The following is a 1847-nucleotide window of genomic DNA, read 5'->3' as shown; positions in this document are numbered from 1 at the left end:
ACAGAGTAACCAGCCCTCTGGCAAAACTTGCATCCCAAAAATCCCTATCGTCCCCGTAGGATAAATGGGAATAACCGGTTCTTGTGATAAAGAAAGAGGCGTAGGATTTAAAACTTGCCAAGCATGATCCCTATAAATCAAGCTATAAATGCACCCCCTTTGAAGTTCACCTCCAGATAATGCACGAATGCCTAATTCCGTCGCCTTATAAACGGGCATACCGACTAAATCATTCAAGGCAATTGCGGTTTCCCCAACATTCTTACCCTTCGCTTTAAAACAAACGGATATCCCATTCTTATACTCTAAAAAATGCGATTTACTTTGAAGTCTTATCAACGTCGTCTGCTGTTCATTATCAACCGTAAAGCTACTTTCAATCACACCACTCGTATCGGATAAATATTCACGCACACGCTGCATCATCACACGGGCGCTATTATTCACGCTGCTAGGACGTTGTCCTTTTGACCAATCAATCAAAGCATCACAATAGGCATTCAAGGAGGCATTTAAAGACCAATCATAAATTGTCGACATCTTAAACCTCACGTCTTAATCGCAAACAGAACACTCACATTTACTGGACGCGTCTCGCCTTCACCAGTGCTCTCCAAAACAACCTCTTGGCTCTCATCAAGAGTATAAGAGCTTACAATGTAGCCCCCTAAATTCTCATACTCTATACCCATAAAATTCGCGAGAGAACTCCCCCCAAACAAGCCTAGACGATAGCCTAATACATCCGTCGTATTCCCATCCCAAAAGTTTTCGTTGCTGGTAAAATGAGACATCGATAGGCTCTGTCCTTGATGTTGATGCGACTCGATTAAATCTGTTTGCACACTTGCAAAAGAACGCCCCTCATCAATATTGCGCCCTCCATCAAGCCCCCGTAAAAACATTCCTCGAAAATCTGGAACATTAAACGTCTCAACGCCATCCCCCTCTCCCCAAACCGTTCCTATTGTCTCAAATAAATCACGATAATCACGACGTAAATAAGCCTTCCCATCACAAATTAACCAATCCTTTGGAATCCCGCGCATACCAAACGTTCCTATGAACCCCGTGGGATAAAGACTGCTTTCTTCTTGCAAAGGAATAGAGGTAGGATTAACAAGATGCCAATGATCTCCATTATAAACCAATGTATAAATGCACCCTTGTTGGATTTCGCCCCCCGATAATGCACTAATGCCTAATTCCGTTGCTTTATAAACTGGCTTGCCATCTAAAGTGTTTAAGACAATCGTGGTTGCTCCAACATTCTTACCCATAGCCATAAAGCGCAAAACGATACCATTCTTATACTCTAAAAACTGTGAGGTGCTTGCAAGCCTTATCACACTCGTTTGTTGGACATGATCATTTGTAACAACCCCTTCAAGCACTCCACCCGTGTCTGACAAATACTCACTTATCCTTTGCATCATCACACGGGCGCTCGTATTCACACTGCTAGGCTGCTGTCCTTCGGACCAATCAATCAAATCATCTACGCGCGTATTATCCGCCGCTCTAAGCGACCAATCATAAATCGTCGACATCTCTCATGAATCCTAATTCCGGTAAAATGGTCCGTAAAACACCCGCATGAATTGCGTCATCAAAGGATTATCATCTTCATCACTCTCTTCTTCTTCCGAAGACTCTTCTTGTGATGCTAATAATGCCCTTAAAACCTCTAACAAATTGCCTCTATTTCTAAAACCACCCTGCGCTGTAGGACTTGCTCGATAAGGCTGTCCTCCGTACATCTGTAACACACGGTTAACAAAATCACTTGCACGCATGCCGCTGTTACCACCATTCAAACCAACCGCATTGCTGCCAACAATTTGCGC

The 1847-nt window shown here is 43.4% G+C and carries 1 protein-coding gene and 2 pseudogenes; all 3 read right to left on the bottom strand.

All coding sequences use genetic code 11. The features are described 5' to 3' along the window. Positions 1-540: pseudogene (locus PVV60_RS10415) on the bottom strand (phage tail protein); the annotation flags it as partial. Positions 541-548: 8 nt separating this feature from the next. Then, positions 549-1550 carry a phage tail protein gene (locus tag PVV60_RS10410; protein ID WP_273724662.1) on the bottom strand — a complete coding sequence of 334 codons (1002 nt, stop codon included), beginning with the start codon at positions 1548-1550 and terminating at the stop codon, positions 549-551. A gap of 12 nt (positions 1551-1562) precedes the next feature. Beyond that, positions 1563-1847 (bottom strand): annotated as a pseudogene (locus PVV60_RS10405) (lytic transglycosylase); the annotation flags it as partial.

Origin of the sequence: Bartonella sp. AU18XJBT, assembly GCF_028618595.1 — a bacterium.
GTDB lineage: Bacteria > Pseudomonadota > Alphaproteobacteria > Rhizobiales > Rhizobiaceae > Bartonella.
This window is presented reverse-complemented; position numbering and strand designations above follow the sequence as displayed.